The sequence below is a fragment of the Dongia sp. genome (assembly GCF_041905885.1).
Taxonomy (GTDB): Bacteria; Pseudomonadota; Alphaproteobacteria; order Dongiales; family Dongiaceae; genus Dongia.
On record NZ_JAYRKD010000017.1, the window covers coordinates 57,789 to 75,914 of the forward strand.

At 64.4% G+C, this 18,126-nt stretch carries 15 protein-coding genes; 10 read left to right on the forward strand and 5 right to left on the reverse strand.

Going from position 1 to position 18,126, the window contains the following annotated elements:
• Positions 1–86: 86 nt before the first annotated feature.
• The 9 genes from ACH2CY_RS17245 (at position 87) to ACH2CY_RS17285 (ending at position 9,599) form a co-directional block, all read left to right on the forward strand.
• On the forward strand, positions 87–452 hold the full coding sequence (locus ACH2CY_RS17245; RefSeq protein ID WP_395020549.1) for a hypothetical protein: 366 nt from the start codon (positions 87–89) through the stop codon (positions 450–452).
• Positions 449–1,750 carry a YcaO-like family protein gene (locus ACH2CY_RS17250; protein ID WP_395020550.1) on the forward strand — a complete coding sequence of 434 codons (1,302 nt, stop codon included), beginning with the start codon at positions 449–451 and terminating at the stop codon, positions 1,748–1,750. Before ACH2CY_RS17245 ends, ACH2CY_RS17250 begins: the two co-directional genes overlap by 4 nt.
• On the forward strand, positions 1,747–2,478 hold the full coding sequence (locus ACH2CY_RS17255) for a TfuA-like protein (protein WP_395020551.1): 732 nt from the start codon (positions 1,747–1,749) through the stop codon (positions 2,476–2,478). The genes ACH2CY_RS17250 and ACH2CY_RS17255 overlap by 4 nt, the downstream gene beginning before the upstream one ends.
• Before the next feature lie 2 nt (positions 2,479–2,480).
• A complete protein-coding gene (locus ACH2CY_RS17260; protein ID WP_395020552.1) occupies positions 2,481–3,659 on the forward strand; it encodes a hypothetical protein in 1,179 nt (392 codons plus the stop codon).
• Between the two features lie 529 nt (positions 3,660–4,188).
• Positions 4,189–4,602, forward strand: coding sequence for a hypothetical protein (locus ACH2CY_RS17265; RefSeq protein ID WP_395020553.1), 414 nt, complete (start codon positions 4,189–4,191; stop codon positions 4,600–4,602).
• A gap of 197 nt (positions 4,603–4,799) precedes the next feature.
• A complete protein-coding gene (locus tag ACH2CY_RS17270; RefSeq protein ID WP_395020554.1) occupies positions 4,800–5,153 on the forward strand; it encodes a hypothetical protein in 354 nt (117 codons plus the stop codon).
• Positions 5,154–5,342: 189 nt separating this feature from the next.
• Positions 5,343–6,938 (forward strand): ABC transporter substrate-binding protein, encoded by a 1,596-nt coding sequence (locus tag ACH2CY_RS17275; protein ID WP_395020555.1) that lies wholly within the window; start codon positions 5,343–5,345, stop codon positions 6,936–6,938.
• A 90-nt stretch (positions 6,939–7,028) separates the two neighbouring features.
• Positions 7,029–8,405, forward strand: a complete 1,377-nt coding sequence (locus ACH2CY_RS17280; protein ID WP_395020556.1) for a flavin monoamine oxidase family protein — start codon at positions 7,029–7,031, stop codon at positions 8,403–8,405.
• A gap of 171 nt (positions 8,406–8,576) precedes the next feature.
• Positions 8,577–9,599 carry a GlxA family transcriptional regulator gene (locus tag ACH2CY_RS17285; protein ID WP_395020557.1) on the forward strand — a complete coding sequence of 341 codons (1,023 nt, stop codon included), beginning with the start codon at positions 8,577–8,579 and terminating at the stop codon, positions 9,597–9,599.
• Between the two features lie 22 nt (positions 9,600–9,621).
• Here ACH2CY_RS17285 and ACH2CY_RS17290 read toward each other — a convergent pair whose 3' ends face one another.
• The 5 genes from ACH2CY_RS17290 to ACH2CY_RS17310 all read right to left on the reverse strand — a co-directional run bounded on the left by ACH2CY_RS17290 (position 9,622) and on the right by ACH2CY_RS17310 (position 16,431).
• On the reverse strand, positions 9,622–11,124 hold the full coding sequence (locus ACH2CY_RS17290; RefSeq protein WP_395020558.1) for a sugar ABC transporter ATP-binding protein: 1,503 nt from the start codon (positions 11,122–11,124) through the stop codon (positions 9,622–9,624).
• Positions 11,121–12,173 (reverse strand): hypothetical protein, encoded by a 1,053-nt coding sequence (locus ACH2CY_RS17295; protein ID WP_395020559.1) that lies wholly within the window; start codon positions 12,171–12,173, stop codon positions 11,121–11,123. Before ACH2CY_RS17295 ends, ACH2CY_RS17290 begins: the two co-directional genes overlap by 4 nt.
• Positions 12,170–14,308, reverse strand: a complete 2,139-nt coding sequence (locus ACH2CY_RS17300) for an ABC transporter permease (RefSeq protein WP_395020560.1) — start codon at positions 14,306–14,308, stop codon at positions 12,170–12,172. Before ACH2CY_RS17300 ends, ACH2CY_RS17295 begins: the two co-directional genes overlap by 4 nt.
• Before the next feature lie 65 nt (positions 14,309–14,373).
• On the reverse strand, positions 14,374–15,402 hold the full coding sequence (locus tag ACH2CY_RS17305; RefSeq protein ID WP_395020561.1) for a sugar ABC transporter substrate-binding protein: 1,029 nt from the start codon (positions 15,400–15,402) through the stop codon (positions 14,374–14,376).
• A 48-nt stretch (positions 15,403–15,450) separates the two neighbouring features.
• Positions 15,451–16,431 carry an ABC transporter permease gene (locus ACH2CY_RS17310; protein WP_395020562.1) on the reverse strand — a complete coding sequence of 327 codons (981 nt, stop codon included), beginning with the start codon at positions 16,429–16,431 and terminating at the stop codon, positions 15,451–15,453.
• A gap of 237 nt (positions 16,432–16,668) precedes the next feature.
• Between ACH2CY_RS17310 and hydA the strand changes: the two genes are divergently transcribed.
• A complete protein-coding gene (gene hydA, locus ACH2CY_RS17315; protein ID WP_395020563.1) occupies positions 16,669–18,120 on the forward strand; it encodes a dihydropyrimidinase in 1,452 nt (483 codons plus the stop codon).
• The last annotated feature ends 6 nt before the right edge of the window (positions 18,121–18,126 follow it).

The window sequence follows — 18,126 nt, forward strand, 5'->3', positions numbered from 1 at the left end:
CCCAGTCACGCCCCTTTCGCTACCGTGCGCCTCGATGATTCGGGGAACACGCGTGCCACTCTGTTCTGTCAAAAGGGGATCTACGGATGTCTGACTACTTCCTGGTGGGGAATCTCGACGACGACAACGACCTCTGGTTCATCAGCAAGGCACAGGGGACCGCGGTTCCGGTGCCGAAGAGCGCCTGGCTGAGCATCATCAGCATGTTCCAGGGCGACGCGATCGGCACCGCGTCGACCGACGAGAAGGGCAGAGACGCGCTGGCGCAAAGCGTGATCGACAACGCCAAGAAGGACACCGCGGTCTCGCGCAACGTCTTCCTGTCCTTCTCGACCAGCCAGCTCGGCAAGCTGGTCATGATCAAGCGCTCGCACCCGGTTGAGCAGCTGTTCCTGAACAAGGATCCCTTGGCGCCGCTCATCCAGGATTTCGTGGATAGAGGGAAGTATTGACGACTGACCGAACGCCTTCGGAAGCGGAGACCAGAGCGCCCCTCGGTCGGTTGATCGAGAGCGCCTGTGACGCCCGCCGGTGGGACGCCCATCGTCCCTCCGGTGGCGACCGCGTTGCCGATCTCAAGGAACTCAATCAGCGCCTGCGTCCGCATTTCGCCGCGGCTGGAATCACCCGCGTCGCCGAGGTGACCGGGCTCGACCGCATCGGCATCCCGGTGGCGCTGGCGGTGCGGCCGAACTCGCGTTCGCTCTCGGTCGCGCAGGGCAAGGGCGTGCTGAAGGACGAAGCCTTCATCTCCGCCGTCATGGAGGCGCTGGAGCTGGCGGCCGCGGAGCGGCTGCCGGACTCACTCAAGTGGGCCAGCCTCGCCGAGATGACGCAGGCGAACGCGCCGGTCATGGCGCTCGACATCTCGACCCGCTGCCGGCTCGACCGCCTGAACCGCAACCAGCCGCTCGCCTGGGTGCAGGGCTATGATCTCACCGCCGATTGCGTGGTGAACGTGCCCTGGTCGCTGGTCGGCGCCGATTATCGGCCCGACCCGCCGGGCTTCCACGGCGCCTTCCAGGTCTCGACCGACGGCCTCGCCTCCGGCTTCGACTACCGGTCGGCGATCTTCCACGGGCTTTGCGAGCTGATCGAGCGCGATGCCTCGGCGCTGCTGGAGCTGATGTCGACCGCGGAGCTCAGCAAGCGGCTGACCCGGGTCCAGGCGACGGACGGGTTGGACGCGCTGCAGTTCGAGCAGCGGATCCGCGCGGCCGGCTTCGATCTCACCCTGCTCGACATGACCAGCGACATCGGCCTGCCGGCGATCACCGCGATCGTGACCGACAGCGCCATGGCACACGCGCCCCAGGTGCCGCGCTATGCGCATTCCGCGGGCGCCGCCTGTCATGCCAGCCGCGGCCAGGCGATCGTGAAAGCCATTGCCGAGGCGGCGCAGTCGCGGATCACGCGCATCACCGGCTCGCGCGACGATCTCTTCCCGGAGATGTATGAGGAGGCCGAGGGCGACGAGCGCAAGGCGATCGTCGAGCTGCTCGCTTTCATCGACCCTTCAGGCCCCGCCGCGCCGGCGCGCCCCGTGCCCGATCTCTCCGGCGGCATCCGCGCGCTGGTGGCGCTGCTGCAGAAGCGCGGCATCGAGCAGGTGATCGCGGTGCCGCTGAAGAACGACTTCGGCATCACGGTGGTGCGGATGATCGTGCCCGGCCTGCAGACCGAGCTCACCGGCCCGCGTTCCAAGCTCGGCGTGCGGGCGCTGGCGACACTTATCGGCAGGCTGCATTGAAGATCATCTTTGTGGGCCCCAGCCTGCATCGGGATCTCGCATTCCTCCGCAGGCGCCAGGATGACATCGTCTGGGCCGGACCGGCGCGCTGCGGCGACATCGCGCGCGCGGCCCGGAGCGGCGTCACCGCCATCGCCCTGGTGGACGGGCTGTTCGACCAGAGTGCGGCACCCTGGCACAAGGAAGTGCTCTACGCGCTGTCGCTCGGGTTGCCCGTGGCGGGCGGCGCCAGCATGGGCGCGCTGCGCGCGGCCGAATGCGCGGCCTTCGGCATGACCGGCATTGGAACGATCTACCAGCGCTACGCCAGCGGCGAGATCGTGGACGACGCCGAGGTGGCGCAGCTGCATGCCCCGGAAGAGCTCAACTACCTGCCGCTCACCGAGCCGCTGGTCAATGTCGAGCCGACCTTGTCGCTGCTCGACCGCCAGGGCGCGGTGCATGCGGCGACGGTGCAGAGCCTGGCCGCGGCGGCGCGCCAGATCCATTACTCCGAGCGGACCTATGCCGAGATGATCCGCCGCAGCGCCGACCTCGATCCCGAGGAAGCGCAGACCGCCGGCGAATGGCTGCAGAGCAATGCGGTCGACCAGAAGCGGATGGACGCGCTGGAGGTGCTGGACTGGCTGCGCGCCCAGCCCGATCGCGAGCCGAGCCCGGCGCATGCCTGGGATTTCCAGGAGACGACGCAGTGGATGCAGCTGCTCCACGCGGTGAAGAGCGAGTGACGATGAGCTTGAAGCTGCGCCATTTCACGCGACGCACGGAAGCGACCGGCACGGCCCGGCGCGTTCCACCGCCGCGATCCGCGCCCGCGCCCGACTGCGGCGAGGCTGAGCGCGAGCTGCTCTCGACTTCGCAGGGACGCATCCGGCACGTCTTCCTGGTGGCGACGCGCCGCATGCCGGGCTTCGACGAAGGCATGCTGCAGCGGCTGCTGAGCCTCTCCGGCGGCTTCGACCGGATCTCGCTCGCGGTGCATGACGGCGAGGCGGCGGATTTTCGCGCGGTGGTGGACGGTCTTGGCCTCGGCGCCAAGACCGAGATCATCGAGGCCCCGGCGGGCGCCGCGCTTTGGCCCTGGGCGCAGGATCGCGTGGCGGTGTTCCACAATGACAACGGGGTGCATGTGCTGGAATGCGCCGATGTCGACGACTATACCGGTGCCGCCGCGGCGCAGGCCTTGGGCGGCGCTGGCCGCGCCGGCCTCGACCTGCCGCCGCCCGGCGGCAATATCCTGGTCGGCAGCAAGATCTGTTTCGTCGGCGCCGACCTCGGCGAGGGCCGGATCGATACCCGGCGCGCCGTCGAAGTCATCGCCTGCCAGCCGCTGCAGCGCCGCGGCCCGACCCGTTTCGAAATCAGCCCCGGCGACTTGAGCTGGCGCGAGGACATCGACCGCAGCATCGCCGCCGACGGATCGCGCCAGCCGGTCTTCCATCTCGACATGTTCATGACCTTGGCCGGCACCACGCCGGAGGGCATGCCGCGCATCCTGCTCGGCGATCCGGTCTGGGCCAGCGAGCTGATCGGCCTGCCGCTGCCGGACGGATTCCCGGTCAAGGCCTTCGACCAGATCGACTACGGGCTGCGGCTGCGCGGCTACGAAGTCATGCGCAACCCGCTGCCGTTCATCTATTTCGACGACCCGGACGCGAAGCTGCGCGAATGGTTCTACGCCTCGGCCAACAATTGCTGGGTCGAGTGTATCGACGGTCATGTCGGCTGCCGCGTCTTCCTGCCGGAATACGGCTTCGGCGCCTGGCCGGAACTCAGAGCGGTCGACGACACCAACGCCATGCTCTGGGAAGGGCTCGGCTTCGAGGTGATCCGCGGCGGCGATTTCCTGCCGCTCGCCGACCAGCTGGGCTCGCTCAACTGCGTGACCCGGATCCTCGAACGCGCCTAGCGGACACGGACGGCCCTGAGCACGGCCTGCGGGCCAAGTCCTTGATGGCAAAGGCGATCGTCTCATTCCGGGTCCGACTCCCGCTCAATTCCGTCCGGGTCCTGTCCGGGTTGGCAATCCGTCTGCGTCCGGTCTGCGTCGAGGCCGGGAGTAACAATTCCGTCCGGGTCCTGTCCGGGTTGGCGCAGGCGGTTCTCACTCTGTCTGAGTCCGGTCTGCGTTGGCGTCGGGCAGCCAAATCCAGCGCTTGGCGCATGGCGGCGAGAGACGCAAGCGCGCGTTCGGTCAGCTGAAGGAAAAGGCAGACACCGCCGGGCCTGGATCGTCGACAACAGCGCCCACAGGCAGCAGCAGTTCACAGCCAAGACGAGAAGGAAGTATATTTCATTCTTCGTTTCGGGGCAAGGAGCAAGCGCTGCGGCGCGGTGTGAATTCATGGAGAGCCCGTTCGTCTCCCAGCATCGCGTCGATAGAATTCACGCGGTCCACTCGTGGTGCTCTGCGGAATTCTCTGTTGGAGGAGAGGATGATGAGTGCTCGCGCGCCAGTGCGGGATCCTTCGGCAGCCGAACGCGAAATTCATGAGCGCGCCGCTGCGGCGAAGATTCGCCTGAGGTTCGACAAATCCGTTCAGCGGCTGCTCGACGACGTGAAGACGGCTCTCGCTGACGCCATACCCGACGGCCAGGCGATCATCTTCGCCGTCACGGCGCCGATCAGGCGCCGAGCGAAGACGGCGATCGCCATCGAGGCCTTGGTGCGTGCCGGCCTGACTGCCACCGGAGGCGTTTGCAGCACGATTGAGGACAACCGCGTGCGGATCCGCCGCGTGAGGAAGGTTCCCGCGGGCAAGCCGAAAGTCCTCGGTTTCGTCCACAATCCGGAATCCGACGCGGATGCGCTGTTGACGCTGGCCGAGGCCCATCTTCTCGGGCGGGGTTAGCTTAAGGCGGCAAAATTTTGACGACGGCACGTCTGGCGCTCCGTCGAGCGGCGCCGCCCGCCTTGCGGTCAGCCCGGCCATGGCCGCTAGTTTTTCTGCGCAAACTGAGACTTTGGCTGTTTCCGGGTCTGCCAACCTGAGACTCGGTTCGTGGTGGGAGCATCACGAGACTGTTGGGGCGCGGGCAGGAGTTGGCAATGATAGGACCACGGCATTTCAGCATCTCCGAAATCGTAAGAAAATGGAGCCCGCGCGGATCCTCGACTCATTCCCTGATTAACGACAAGGACGGGACGAGCATGTCGGCGGGCTTTGTCTTCTTCAAGGACACCGACATTCCCTTCACCCTTTGGTACGACGAGGTCATCTGCTGCATCGCGACCGAAGAGCGCTTCTCGATCGTCGTTGGCGATCAGGAAAGCGTCTTCGAGCCAGGCGACATGATGTGGCTCCCGGCGAAGACGAGTTTGACATACCGTTCGAGGGGCATGACGACAGCTCTATGGGTCGTCACTCCGCCCGACTGGGAGGCGCACAGACCCGTTTCCTGAGCATGTCCATATCTCCGGCCGCCATGTCGAACACCAGCATGTTGCCGAGCCGGTTCGCAGCCAGTTGCGCGAGCTTGGAGTTTTCTGACGTTTAACGCAAGGATGCCGACCCTCTCCGTGGTCAGAGTGACCAGGTCACGAAGCCGCGCCTTGCAACGTGCGCGGCAACAACCGAACGGGGAGCAGACAATGACACGGACGATTTTGGCGCGGCTGACCTTTTCGGCCGGCGCCCTCGCAGTGGCAGTCAGTGCATTCGGCATGCGCGTCGCGGCGCAGGACGCGGATAGACCGATGGTCATCGCGCGAGACATGGATCTGAACTCGCTCGATCCGGCACGGGCAATTTGCGACACCTGCCAGATCTATCTGAGTTCCGTCTATGACCGGCTGGTCGATCTCGGCAAAGACAACAAGACGATCGTCCCGCTGATCGCCGACAAGTGGACGATCAATGACCGGCAGACAGAATTGACTTTCCACCTCGACCCGCGCGCTAAATTCTCGGATGGCTCCCCGGTCGAGGCAAAGGATGTCAAGTGGTCGCTGGAGCGGCTGAAGAACATCAAGGGGAGCATGGCGTATCTGGTCGATGCCATCAGCGCGATCGAGGCGACAGATGCTCATACCGTGAAGATCGTGCTTGCGGCTCCCAATTCCGAGTTCCTCGGCTCCTTGACCGCGCCTTACACCGGCATCTTGAACTCCGATCTGGCCGGTGAAAACGGTGCGACTTCCGGAACCGATGCAGACACCAAGGACCAAGCGGAGAACTGGTTCGTCGCCAATTCCGCAGGTGCCGGACCCTATCAATTGAAGAGCTACAGTCCGGGCAGCGAACTGAGGCTTGTTCGCAACGAGAACTATTGGCGCAACAAGCCTGCCGTCAAGGAACTGGTATTCCAGCAGATCAAGGAACCGATTGCGCAGGTGCAGGCCTTGCAGGCCGGAAATGCCGATATTGCGATGCAGGTCGATCCGGATACCGCGCAGGGTATCTCCGATCCGAACATTTCCGTGGAGACCGCTCCATCGTTCAACTTCGTTTATGTGGCCCTGAGCCCCGGCGCCAAGGGCGGCGAGGCCCTGACAGCGGAAGTGCGTGAAGCCATCGCATATGCGATCGACTACAAGGGCACGATCGACCTCATCCTTGGAGGAAGAGGTCAGCGACAGGCCTCGCCGATTGCCAATGGTTTCCCGGGCTCTGCCGGGCTGGAGCCGGTACAAACCGATCTGGAGAAAGCCAAGAGCCTGATGGCCAAGGCTGGTGCGAAGGATCTTACCTTCACGTCGATCTATCCCAACGTGAACCAGTACGGCGTGAACTTCACGACGATGATGCAGAAGGTCCAGATCGACCTGGCGAAGATCGGCATCAAGCTCGAGCTGCAGCCCACCGAGTTCCCGGTTTGGCGCGAGCACGTCAACGGCGAAGGCGTTCCAGTTACCGCCGTGTTCTTTGCGCCGGACTACTTCGGATCCGCGCAATACATTCAGTATTTCGGCCTGTTCGATGGCACGGTCTGGTTCAAGCGTTCGGGTGCAGCGAAGAATCCCGCGCTAGCGCGCCCAAAGGAGGGGGAAATCCTCGCAAAGGCGCTTGCGTCAGGTGGGGATGAGAGTGCCAGGGCTTTCGGAGAACTGGCGAAGATGATGCAAGAAGACCGCATCATCCTGCCGATCGCGAATCCGGACAACATCCTCGTCTATCGGAAGGAAGTCGCGGGCGTGCGATACAGCGCTTGCTGCAACCTTCCGACCTCCGAACTCTCCTGGAAGTAGGCGCGACGCGTTGTCGGTGTGTTGGGGCAAAGCCCGACACACCGACGCAACGTCGCGACCTCGATCAACATCAGAACAGGTTCTGCTCTCATGGATTCCGTCAAAGAAACCGATGTCGTCGTTGTAGGCGGTGGTCTTTCAGGCCTGTTCGCGGCGCTCACGCTCAGAAACGCCGGACATGAGGTGGTGGTGCTCGAGGCCAGAAACCGCGTCGGCGGGCTGACCTATTCTCCGATGAGCAAGGTCCTGGCGGCGAGGGTGGACCTTGGAGGACAATGGGCCGCGGTGCGGCACAAGAGGATTTCCGCGCTGATTGCGAAATACAATGTTCCCCTCACCCAGCAGTTCGTTCGCGGTGAACGGGCTTGCCTGCAGGACGATCGGACATTCTATGGCGCCATGGGCACCGTACCCGGTCTGAGCGAGAAGGAGGCCGCCGAGTATAAGCAGGGCCTGAAAAGGCTCTACGACGCCATGGACAAGATCGCGGAAGATCCATGGGAGTCCGCCGACGCAAGAGATCTGGATTCGATGACATTCGCAACCTGGGTGGACCAGGAGCCGACCGGCCCCAGGGCGCGTGCATCATTCTTCAGGATGCCCGGGGCCTATTATGGGGCGCTGGCGGAAGAGATCTCGGCGCTGGAACTCATCCACAAGCTCAAGTCGTGCGGTGGCCCGCTCTGGATGTCGGACGCCGTCGAAGGCGGCCAATCCCGGCATATGATGGGCTCGCAGATGGTCTCGGAGGGCATGGCGCGCGAATTGGGCGATGCGGTGAAGCCGTCCTCCCCGGTCCGACGCATCACGACAGCGGGTGAGCGAGTCACGGTTGAGGCAGAAGCCGGGACCTGGAAGTGCAAATACGTCGTGTGCGCGACTTCGCCGGCGATGATTTCGCAGATCAGTTTCGATCCGCCGCTGCCGGCGAAGCGGCGCCTGCTGCATCAGAGATTTGCGAACGGCCGTAATACCAAGGCGGTGATCATCTACGAAAAGCCCTTCTGGCGGGCCCGCGGCCTGAACGGGAACGTCATAGCGACTGATGGTTCGCTGACCGCGGCCTACGATCTTGGCGGTGAAAATCCGGATCGCGGAATCCTGATCACGCTCTTCACCGGAACACCGGCTTACCGGATGGACGAGCTGGCCCCGGAGCAGCGAAAGCAGCGCGTCCTTGGGCTGCTGGCACAGGCGCTCGGCGAGGAAGCCCTGAAACCCGCCGAATACATGGACCAGGTTTGGGCGGATGAGCCGTGGTCGGGCGGGGCGTCCAGTCCCTTCATGCTGCCGGGCGCCATGACCACAATCGGTCCGGAGCTCCGCGAGCCCTGCGGCCCGATCTATTGGGCCGGCACGCATATGTCCAAGGAGTTCAGGGGATATATGGAGGGGGCACTATCCGCAGCTGAGAATGCCGCAGAGCGGATCAGCGAGCGCCTACGCCGTGGCGCGGGACAGGCCTGACGCGCGCGTCCTATCAGTTTGCGTATTTTACCAGTTTATTTGCGCTAAATGAGATAACCCGCTACAGATACCCGGCACAGTTGGGGGCCGGTTGCGCGCGGCGTGAGTCATTGGGTCAATGCAAAAGGCCGACGGCGTTGAGGGGAAGGACACGGAGTCTGTGAGGACTCGATGAGTGCTGCGACCCATCAAGCCAAGCCCGTCGAGGCGCCGCGCCGCAAGAATGTCGCGCTGGTGATGACAGCGGACTCATCGCTTCATTGCGGGCTTCTTGCCGTCGAGCCGTTCCGTGCCGCCAATCGCCTCAGCAGCCAGGCAAACTACCAGATCGATATCGTCACGGTGGACGGAAGCCCGCTCCAAACGACCTTGCAAATTCAGGTGAATGCGACCGCAAGCTTCCAATCGGAAGCCCGCTACGACTTGATCATGGTCGTAATTTCATACGAACAAAACCAGCAATACAAACGCCGACTCTTCTCGTGGCTGCGCCGCCAGGCGCGATTTGGAGCGCATATCTGCGGCGTCGATTATGGACCCCTGCTGGTCGCCGAGTGCGGCCTGCTGGAAGGATATACGGCAACCGCACATTGGGGCACGATCGCCGCCTTCCGCGACCAGTATCCGGGAACGAAGGTCGCCGAACAGCTCTACGTCATCGACCGAGACAGGTCGACATGTGCAGGGCAGGTTTCGGTGCTCGATTATTCACTTGCGATGCTCGAGAAGATGAGCGGCCCCATCCTTGCGAAGGCCGTCAACAACGAGCTCATCTACATCGAGGCGAAGAATGGCGCCGCGGCGCAACGGCGCCTGATAAACGAAGACCAGTGGAAGGGAAATCCGATCCTGGCCAAGGCGAGTGAATTGATGATCGAGTCGATGGAGGAGCCTCTCACTCTGGCCCTGGTCGCCCGCCTCTGCGGTGTTTCAATCCGGGAACTTCAGTATTTGTTCAAGCGGTATCTCGGTCGCAGCCCGAGAGACTTCTATATGGAGTTGCGGCTGAACCGGGCGAAGGAGCTTCTGCTCTATAGCGGCCTCAGTATCCGAGAGACGGGTCTGGCATGTGGATTCGCGGCGGAGTCCACCTTCTTTCGCGCCTTCAGATCCCGTTTCAACACGACTCCCATGAAGCTGAGGCAATCGTTCCATCGAGCCCCGGCCTCGCGAGATGGGCGCCGGGTCTATTGACGGGGCGCTCGCGCCGGCAGCTTCAGTGCACCGCGGCGTACATGATCTTCTCTTCCGTCGCGTCGTCGGGGGCGAATTCCTCGACGATGCGGCCCTGGCGGCAGACCAGGATGCGGTCGGAGAGGTTCATGATCTCCGGGAGATAGGATGAGACCACGATCACCGCGAGGCCCTCGTCGGCGAGGCGGTTGATCAGCTGGTGGATCTCGGCGATGGCGCCGACATCGACGCCGCGGGTGGGTTCGTCGAAGATCACGATGCGGGGCTTCTGGATCAGGCCCTTGCCGATCACCACCTTCTGCTGGTTGCCGCCGGAAAGCTCGACCACCCGGGCGTTGTCGTTGATCGCCTTGACGTTGAGCCGGCCGCTCCATTCCTTGGAGAGCGCGTGCATCTCGCGCAGGCTGATGTATTTGCGCTGCTCGAGGTTGGCGGCGAGCAGGCCGGAATAGAGGTTCTCGGCGATCGACATGGTCTCGAAGAAGCCCTCGGCCTTGCGGTCCTCGGTCACGTAGACGATGCCGTCCTTGACCGCCTCGCGCGGCACGTAATAGCGCACCGGGCGGCCGTCGAGCTCGATCGTGCCGCCGGCGAAGAAGTCGCGCTTGTAGATGCCGGAGACCACCTTGAAGGTCTCGGTGCGGCCCGAGCCGATCAGGCCGAACACGCCGGTGATCTGGCCTTCGTAGATCGAAAAGGAATTGTTGCGGACCTGCGCGCCCATCGAGATGTCCTGCACCGAGAGCACGCGGTTGCCGGGCTTGCGGATCTCCTCAGGCTCGCGCTTCTTGTTGTAGATCTCGCCGGAGAGGGTGCGACCGACCATGGCGCGCACGATCTTCTCGCGGTCGAAGGCCTTGGCCTGGTCGGTGACGACCAACTCGCCGTCGCGCAGGATGGTGATGCGGTCGGCATGGGCCAGCGCCTCTTCCAGGGCATGGCTGATGAAGACGATCGAGACGCCGCGCCGCTTCAGGCGGTGCATGAGGGAGAAGAAATGCCGCTTCTCCTCGGGGGTGAGCGATGCCGTCGGCTCGTCGAAGATGATGACCTCGGCATTGTGGTGGACGGCGCGGGCGATCTCCACCATCTGCTTCTTGGCGGCGCCGAGCGTGGAGACGATCGCCGTCGGGTCCACCGGGAAGTTCAAGGATTGCAGGAACTGCTGGGCCGAGATGTAAATGCCGCGCAGGCGGTTCAGCACCTTCTCGCTGCCGAGATAGAGATTCTGCGCCACCGTCATCGAGGGCACCAGGCTGGTTTCCTGGAACACCATGGCGATTCCGGCTTCCAGCGCCTCGAACGGCGTCTGGAAGGAGACTTCCCGGCCGCGCCAGGTCATGGTTCCGCTTGAAGCGGTGACGACGCCGGCCATCACTTTGGTGAGGGTCGACTTGCCGGCACCGTTCTCGCCCAGCAGCGCGTGGATCTCGCCCTTTACCAGGTCGAAGTCGACCTCTTTCACGGCGGGCACGCCGCGATAGAGCTTGCTGATCTTCTTCATCTCGACGATGGGCTCGCTCATCGCGAAATCTCCAGGATGGCGTGGCCGCCTTTGGACGCGGCGAAGACCCGGCCGTTGACCTCGGCGACCGAGGTGATGCCGTGGCGCCTTCCGTTGGCGCGGCTGTGGAAGCTCGCGACCGGGCGGAGCTGCGCGTCCAGCTTCACCACCAGTCCGTAGGAGCGGGAGGGCGACCAGGGCTTGTGGATGCCCATGGTCTTGACGCCGCCGCATTGCAGCGGCTCGAGGAAGTTGCCGCCGGAAGCGAGCGCGGGCGCAATCCAGTATTCGCGCGGCACGTCGCGCATCATCTGCTCGCGATAGGCATCTTCCATCAGGGTGAACTCGATCAGCCGGTTCCGGGGCGCGAACAGGGCGAGCCAGACACCGCCGTCGCCGGCGGGCGCGAGCTTGGCCGGATAGCCCGGCAGCTTTTCCAGGATCGGCTTCTGCGCGCCGGTCGTCGCGAGGCGGACGACGCGGTGCTGCCAGGCCTCGGCGACGATCACGCTGTCGCGGTCGGCCAGCAGGCCGTTGGGAAAGGCGAGGCCCTGCACCACCAGCTTGGCGTTGCCCTTGCCGGAAAGATCGAGCCGCCAGACCGAGCCGAAGGCGTTCTTGCTCATGAGATCGACCGCCCAGTCCGAAGGCCGGTGCCGGGCCGAGCCCTGCGCGACATAGAGCGCGCCGGACTGGTCGAAGGCCAGCGCCGTGGGACAGGCGAGGTTGGCGGTGGCGGGGAGGTCGCGCGGGTTTCCCTCGCGCGGCATCAGGCCGAGCTCGCCGTTGTCGAGGCCGATCGCGATGTCGCCGCCGGGTGAGACCGCGAGGGCGGTCACCGCTGCGTCGAAGCCGTGCAACTCCTCGACCTTGCCGTCTGCAAGCGCGAAGACCCGGTCATGGGAGGAAAAGATCAACCTCTCGCCGTCGCTGCAGAGATTATCCGGGGCGTCGATCTCGAGCGCGACCGGCGCCTCGTCCAGCGCGGTGTTCGGCTTCAGCGCGCCGTCCATCGGCGGGATGGTGACGGCCTTGCCGCGGAAGATGTCGAGGATGGGGTCGAAGATCATTTCTTCTCTCCCCAATAGGCCACCGGCGCGGTCCAGCTCGGGTCGGCGCCGGGAATCTTGTAGCGGCCGACGCGGTTGTTGAGGATGCCGCCGATATAAAGATAACCCTTGTGCTCCCGCATCGAGGTGACCATCGGGTGCGAGATACCGGTGAGGTCGCCGAGCGTCGCGACGATCTTGCCGGTCTCGTCGAACTTGACCACTCCGCCGGTGTTGATGTTGGGGAAGAGCCAGTCGTCCATCGGGAGATTCCGGGTCATCCGCTTGCGCATGCCGGGGTGGCGCAGGGCGAGGTCGAAGGTCGGCGTGCGCATGCCGAGCCAGGCCATCCAGTAGGTGCCGTCGGAGGCGCGGTTGATGTTGTCGGGATAGCCCGGCATGTCCTTGATCACGCATTCGAGCGTGCCGGCCTTGGGACCGTCGAACCAGTAGCGGTGCACCGAGCAGGCCCAGCTCTCGGCCAGGAATAGCGACTTGCCGTCATGCGCCATGCAGACGCCGTTGGCGTAGCGCAGCTTCTCCAAGACCGTCGTGGTCTTCTGCGTGCGCGGGTCGTAGCAGAGCAGGCGACCGGTCGGGCGCGCCTCGATCGAATCCAGCGCCCATTCATGGGCGTCGTAGCGGGTGGTGGAATCGGTGAAGAAGATCCGTCCGTCCGGCGCCACGTCGCAGTCGTTGGGATCGCGGAGCCGCGCGTCGTCCACCACCGAGGTCCAGGTGCGCCTTGTCTCGGCCGAAAGCCGGGTCACCTCGCGCTCGGGCGAGATCGAGTAGAGGCCCATCGCGCCGACGCAGGAGAGCAGGTTGCCGGCGGGATCGAAGGCGAGGCCCAGCGGGAAGCCGCCGGTATGGGCGAAGACTTCGGACTTCTTATAGTCGGGCGCGAAGAAGCGGATGATCTCGCCGTGCCGGGTGCCGCAATAGAGGTGGTCGTCGCGGTCGAGCATCACGTCCTCGGGCCCTTCGAGCTCACCGAGGCCGATATACTGGGTCTCGGAGATTTCGTTGTTGAGGGCATAGGGGCTGTCCGAGCCGGGCAGGGCGGAATGCGCGTCGTCCATGCGGAAATGGATCGGGGTCACGTAGACCTCGTCCAGCACCTTGTGCCGGTTCTTCAGCCAGCGGATGTCGAGCACGACCGCGGCGGCGAGCATCAGGCCCAGCACCATCTGGTTGGTGCCGGTGCCGAAACCAAGGCGGACCAGCCCGTTCGACATCACCAGCACGACGATGGCGCCCATCAAGCCTTTCACGATCGAGCCGCGCCCGCCGCCGAGGCTGTTGCCGCCGACCACCGCGGCGGTCAGCGCCATGATCTCATATCCGAAGCCGGTTCCGGGCCCGGCCCCCTGCAGCCGCGTCGCGCAAAGGAAGCCGGCGAGGCCGCAGCAGAGTCCCGAGACCACATAGGTGATGAAGACGGTGCGCTTCACGCGGATGCCGGCATTGTAGGCCGAGCGGCGCGAGCCGCCGACCGCGAGCATGTGCCAGCCGATCCGCGAGCGGGTCATCACGACATGCGCGACGATCGCGATGACGACGGCGGTCGCGACCGCGATCGACGGGCCGTTCGACTTCATGCCGAAGATGGTGCCGTCGCCGATGAAGTCCCAGGTGTCGGACATCGCCGTCGACATCTGGATCTGCGTGCCGTAGTCGATCACCAGGATGTCGAACACGGCGCGGCCGATGATCAGGGTCACCAACGTGGTCAGAAATGCGCGCAGCCGCAGATAGCCGATGAGATAGCCGTTGATGCAGCCGCAAAATAAGCCGGTCGCGATCGCCGCCGCGAAGGCGACCCAGACCGGTTGTTCCAGGATGTAGAAGCTGCCGACGGCGGAGAACATCGCGAGGGCGAAGATCGAGCCGATGGAGAGGTCGATCCCGCCGCCTAGTATGACGATGACCATGCCGGTCACCAGGATCGAAAATTCGCCGAGCTGCCGCGTGGAATCGGTGAGCGAGCCGGGGTTGAAGAAGCCCTGGATGGCCGTGCCGAAGATCGCGATGGTGATGACCAGCGCCGTGAACGGAATCGCATTATCCGTCCAGCGCTTGGTGAGGATCTCGCCGATCAGGTGATCGGGGATGTAGTTGTAGCGCAGGCGCAGCGCCCGCTCACGCAAGGTCATGGGGCGATCCGGTCAAAAGAAACGGGAGCGGCCGGCGACCAGCCGCTCCCGCCGTCAATGGGCGATCAGAACTTGCCGGCCTGCAGGGCCTTCACGTCCCAGCAGGTGCCGGGCTTCAGGTCCTCTTTGAACCAGGCCTTTTCCAGCGTGTAGATGTAGGTGCTGGAGGTGCCCGCCGGCTGCTTGCTCTGCAGCAGGAACTTGATGATCGCGTTCATGTCGCGCGACTGGCCGGCGAGGTCGGTCATGACGATGGCGCTGAAGGTGCCGTCCTCGATCGACTTGCAGGCGAGCGATTCGCCGCCGCCGGTGGTTATCAGGTGCACCTTGCCGTCGAGCTTGGCGTCCTTGATGGCGGCCGCGGCGCCGGTCGCGTCGCCATCCCAGAAGTCGATGATGGCGCAGATGTCCGGGTTCTGCTGCAGCATGGTGGCGGTCACCGTGCGCGAGGTGGTCGGATCCCAGTTCGAGAACGGCTCGGCGACGATCTTGAACTCTGGATTCTTGGCCAGCACCTTCTTGATGCCGTTGTACTGGAAGATCGACGAGGCGTTGGCCGCATCGCCCTGCACCAGGCCGATCTTCTTCGACGAGCCGTCGCCGCAGGCCTTGACGGCCGCTTCGGCCTCGAGCTGGCCGAGGCGATCCCAATCGCTGCCGATGAAGGCGTCGGCCGGGAAGTTCATCGGGTTGTCGATCAGCACCACATAGATGCCTTCGCTCTGCGCCTTCTTCAAGAGACGCGAGAAAGTGTTGAGATCCGGCGAGTGGATCACCAGCACGTCGGGCTTCGGATCGGCGGAGATCACCTCGGTGATCGCCTGGGTCGCCGCCTCGGTGCTCCAGTTCGGGTCGCGGGTCTCGAAGGTGCCGCCCCAGCCCTCGACCTCTTTCTTGAGGTAGGCTGCCCAGCCTTGCGCGAGGTCGAAGCCCATCGCCATCGGAATGAGGACGACGCGCTTGCCCTTCATGGCCGATTCATAGGCGGCCGGGCCCGGGTCGGTGGCTTCCTGAGCTTGGGCGATACCGACGGCGCCCAGCACCGTCCCGAACACCGTAAGGGCCGCGGCGGCCAGCATGGCTCTCATCTTCATGGTCAGATCCTTCCTCTCTGTCGTGATGGTTTCGCGTTCTTGATGCACTCAGATATCGCCCTGCTGTGCGGTCTGCTCGTCGCGCGGGTTCAGCAGCCCGTCGACCACGATGGCGACCAGCAGCACCAGGGACTTGATCAGGTTCTGGTAGATGTTGGAGATGTCGAGGATGGTCATCGCGTTCTGCATGATGCCGATTAGTAGCGCGCCGACCACGACGTTGCGCATGGCGCCGCGCCCGCCGGAAAGCCCGATGCCGCCGATCACCACCACCAGGATCACGTCATAGAGCAGGTTGGAGTTGACCACCCGCACATTGATGCTCTGCAGGCTGGAGGCGGTCAGCACGCCGGCGGCGAAGGCGGTGAAGGCGGAGATCACGTAGCGCAGCACGGTCATCGGCCGCACCGGCACGCCCATGTTGCGGGCCGCCATCGGGTTGTCGCCCTCGAGGTAGACGTAGCGGCCCCATTTCGAGAAGCGCAGGAACAGGAAGGCGACGAAAGCGGCGGCGGCGAAAGAGAAGACCTCGACCGGGATCTCGGCGAGATGGATCTGCTGCAGGCCGAGGATCCAGTTCTCCGCCGGAACCCCGGTCGCGTCCTGCGTGATCAGTTGCGAGCGGGCGAAGCCGTAGACGAAATAGCCGCTGGCCAGGGTCACGAAGATCGCCGGCACGTCGGCATAGGCGACCAGGAAGCCGTTAATCAGCCCGATCGCCAGCACGCCGCCCAGGGCCCAGGCTAGGGCCAGGCCGGGAGCGACGCCGCTTTGCAGCATCTGCAGGTACCAGGCGACCGACATCGCCATCACCGCGACGGCGGAGAGATCGATGCCGCGGCCGATGATCACGATGCCCATGCCGACGGCGAGAATGCCGAGCACCGAAACGCTGCGCACCATGGCGATCAGGTTGCCGGGCTGCAGGAAGCCGTTCAGCGTCAGCCCGGCGACGACGAACAGCGCCGTTGCCAGCAGGAAGACGATGACTTCCTGGCTGAGATTCCCGAAAACCCTGGTCTTGTTCATTCTTCGCCGCCCCGTGTCGGCCGGTAGTGAACAACGAAACCAGCATATGAACAAGGCCTTGCGACCCCTGCATAAAAGGGGAGGGGGAACCGCCTCGGGCTATGGCCTGGGGTGAACCAATGAGACCACTTACAACCGCCTGCAAAGGGGGTAAGATTTCCTCAAACCGCCGCGCTGCCTCCTCAGTCCATGGGCCGGAGTCTGCCGCGCGGCTGCCAATAATAGGGAGTGCCTGCCATGTCCGTGCTGATCAAGGGTGGTACCGTCGTCACCGCCGAACAAATGACCCGGGCCGACGTCCTCTGCGAGAACGGCAAGATCAAGGCCGTGGGCGAGAACCTCGCGGCGCCCGCCGGCGCCCAGGTGGTCGATGCCGGCGGCCAATACGTGATGCCGGGCGGAATCGATCCCCATACCCATATGCAGCTGCCCTTCATGGGCACGGTCGCCAGCGAGGATTTCTTCACCGGCACCGCGGCGGGCTTGGCGGGCGGCACGACAATGATCATCGATTTCGTGATCCCGTCGCCGAACACGTCCCTCATGTCGGCCTACAAGGAGTGGATGAGCTGGGCCGAGAAGTCCTGCGCCGACTATTCCTTCCATGTCGCTGTCACCTGGTGGAGCGACCAGGTCTATGAGGACATGGGCACGCTCGCCAAGGAGCATGGCGTCAACTCGTTCAAGCATTTCATGGCCTACAAGAACGCCATCATGGTGCCGGACGAGAACCTGGTGAAGAGCTTCTCGCGCTGCCTCGAGCTGGGCGCGATCCCGACCGTGCATGCCGAGAACGGCGAGCTGGTCTTCCACCTGCAGAACGAGCTGGTGAAGAAGGGCCTGACCGGTCCCGAGGCGCACCCGATGTCGCGCCCGCCCGAGGTCGAGGGCGAGGCCGCCAACCGCGCGATTCGCGTCGCCCAGGTGATCGGCAACCCGCTCTACATCGTGCACAACTCTTGCAAGGAAGCGGTCGAGGCGATCACCCGCGCCCGCAACGAGGGCCAGCGGGTCTATGGCGAGGTGCTGGCCGGGCATCTGCTCATCGATGATTCGGTCTATCGCAACCCGGATTGGAACTTCGCCGCGGCGCATGTGATGAGCCCGCCGTTCCGCCCGAAGGAGAACCAGGAGATCCTCTGGCGCGCGCTGCAATCCGGCACGCTGCAGACGACGGCGACCGATCACTGCTGTTTCTGCGCCGATCAAAAGGCGATGGGCCGCGACAACTTCACCAAGATCCCGAACGGCACCGGCGGCGTCGAGGACCGGATGTCGGTGATCTGGCACCACGGCGTCGGCACCGGGCGCCTCACGCCGATGGAATTCGTGCGGGTGACCTCGGCCAACGCGGCGCAGATCTTCAACATCTATCCGCGCAAGGGCTCGGTCAGCGTCGGCGCCGATGCCGATCTCGTGGTCTGGGACCCGAAGGCCAGCCGCACCATCTCGGCCAAGACCCATCACCAGAAGGTCGATTTCAACATCTTCGAAGGCATGACGGTGACCGGCATCAACACCGTCACCATCGCCGCCGGCAAGGTGGTCTACGAGAAGGGCGAGCTCAAGGTGGAGAAGGGCGCCGGCAAGTACGTGAACCGTCCGTGCTACCCGGCGGTGTTCGATGCGGTGAAGAAGCGCAACGACGCCCGCCAGCCGCGCGCCGTGCCGCGCAAGGCCGCGCAGTAACCTCAC

Excerpts from the sequence above, each read along its gene's own strand:
- ACH2CY_RS17245 (WP_395020549.1), top strand. The coding sequence starts at position 87 with ATGTCTGACTACTTCCTGGTGGGGAATCTCGACGACGACAACGACCTC.
- ACH2CY_RS17260 (WP_395020552.1), top strand. The coding sequence starts at position 2,481 with ATGAGCTTGAAGCTGCGCCATTTCACGCGACGCACGGAAGCGACCGGC.
- ACH2CY_RS17265 (WP_395020553.1), top strand. The coding sequence starts at position 4,189 with ATGAGTGCTCGCGCGCCAGTGCGGGATCCTTCGGCAGCCGAACGCGAA.
- ACH2CY_RS17270 (WP_395020554.1), top strand. The coding sequence starts at position 4,800 with ATGATAGGACCACGGCATTTCAGCATCTCCGAAATCGTAAGAAAATGG.
- ACH2CY_RS17275 (WP_395020555.1), top strand. The coding sequence starts at position 5,343 with ATGACACGGACGATTTTGGCGCGGCTGACCTTTTCGGCCGGCGCCCTC.
- ACH2CY_RS17280 (WP_395020556.1), top strand. The coding sequence starts at position 7,029 with ATGGATTCCGTCAAAGAAACCGATGTCGTCGTTGTAGGCGGTGGTCTT.
- ACH2CY_RS17285 (WP_395020557.1), top strand. The coding sequence starts at position 8,577 with ATGAGTGCTGCGACCCATCAAGCCAAGCCCGTCGAGGCGCCGCGCCGC.
- ACH2CY_RS17290 (WP_395020558.1), bottom strand. The coding sequence starts at position 11,124 with ATGAGCGAGCCCATCGTCGAGATGAAGAAGATCAGCAAGCTCTATCGC.
- ACH2CY_RS17295 (WP_395020559.1), bottom strand. The coding sequence starts at position 12,173 with ATGATCTTCGACCCCATCCTCGACATCTTCCGCGGCAAGGCCGTCACC.
- ACH2CY_RS17300 (WP_395020560.1), bottom strand. The coding sequence starts at position 14,308 with ATGACCTTGCGTGAGCGGGCGCTGCGCCTGCGCTACAACTACATCCCC.
- ACH2CY_RS17305 (WP_395020561.1), bottom strand. The coding sequence starts at position 15,402 with ATGAAGATGAGAGCCATGCTGGCCGCCGCGGCCCTTACGGTGTTCGGG.
- ACH2CY_RS17310 (WP_395020562.1), bottom strand. The coding sequence starts at position 16,431 with ATGAACAAGACCAGGGTTTTCGGGAATCTCAGCCAGGAAGTCATCGTC.
- hydA (WP_395020563.1), top strand. The coding sequence starts at position 16,669 with ATGTCCGTGCTGATCAAGGGTGGTACCGTCGTCACCGCCGAACAAATG.